Consider the following 1,344-nt stretch of genomic DNA (forward strand, 5'->3'; position numbering starts at 1 on the left):
TACTGCAACGGCAGTCATGCCGGTAGTGTTCTGGTGTGGTTGTGGATGTTGTTGCAGCGGAGCTGGATTCGTTGCATTCGAGGATCGGTGGCCGTTTCACGCGGTCGGAGCCGCGGGGCCGGGCGCGGGAGTACGTGACCGGGTTGGTGGCGGGGTTGGAGCGCAAGAACGGGTGGACGCTGGCCGAGCGGGCCGGTGAGGTGAGCCCGGACGGGATGCAGCGGTTGCTGCGGTGGGCGGACTGGGACATCGACGGTGTGCGCGATGACGTGCGCTCCTATGTAGCCGAGCGGCTCGGTGACCGGGATGCGGTGCTGATCGCCGATGACACCGGTTTTTTGAAGAAAGGTTTTCGGTCGGCCGGGGTGCAGCGCCAGTACTCCGGCACGGCCGGTCGCACCGAGAACTGCCAGATCGGAGCCTTCCTGGCGTATGCCTCCCGCCACGGCCACGCCCTGGTGGATCGGGAGTTGTATTTGCCGGAGTCGTGGACCGAAGACCGTGATCGCTGCCGGGCCGCCGGTATCCCTGAGGAGGTGGAGTTCGCGACCAAGCCTCGTCTGGTGATGGCAATGCTGGAGCGCGCCTTGGTAGCTAAGGTGCCGTTTCGCTGGTTCACCGCCGATGAAGCCTACGGTCAGGTCAAGTACCTGCGGGTATGGCTTGAACAACACGACATCGCCCACGTGCTGGCCACCCGCCGCAACGACACCCTGATCACGACCGGCTTCGGCCAGGCCCGCGCTGAGGAGCTCGTCGCCGCGCTGCCAGCACGATCCTGGCAGCGAATCTCGGCCGGCCCCGGTGCGCACGGACCACGCGACTACGACTGGGCCAGAGTACCGATCCGCATCGGCTGGGGACCCGGCCGCGGGCACTGGCTGCTGGCTCGTCGAAGCATCTGCGACCCGGCCGAGATCGCCTACTACATTTGCTACGGGCCGCGCCGGTCCACGATCGCTGATCTGGCGTGGATCGCGGGGTCACGGTGGCGGATCGAGGAGTGTTTCCAGCAGGCCAAGAACGAAGCGGGCCTGGACCACTACCAGGTTCGCAGCTGGCGGGCCTGGTATGCCCACATCACCCTGTCCATGCTCGCCCTGGCCTGGCTTGCCGGATCGAAAGTCGTTGCCGCAAAAGGGGAAACAGCGACAGCGATCAAGACATGATCGCCCTCACGCTACCGGAGATCCGACGCCTCACGATCGCCCTGTTCCTGCCCGCTATCCACTGCACCCACCGCGTCTGGGCATGGTCCAACTGGCGCCGACGCCGACAACACCAAGCCCGCCTATCCCACTACCGACGACGAGGACACCCACTCACCTGACTGCCGTTGCAGTA

At 65.7% G+C, this 1,344-nt stretch carries 1 protein-coding gene; it reads left to right on the top strand.

Annotated elements, in window-relative coordinates; genetic code table 11:
• Positions 1–35: 35 nt before the first annotated feature.
• Complete coding sequence (locus tag NA4_RS38280) at positions 36–1,169, top strand: IS701 family transposase (protein ID WP_067481142.1); 1,134 nt, start codon at positions 36–38, stop codon at positions 1,167–1,169.
• Positions 1,170–1,344: the final 175 nt, after the last annotated feature.

This window comes from Nocardia amamiensis NBRC 102102, from assembly GCF_001612745.1.
Taxonomy (GTDB): domain Bacteria; phylum Actinomycetota; class Actinomycetes; order Mycobacteriales; family Mycobacteriaceae; genus Nocardia; species Nocardia amamiensis.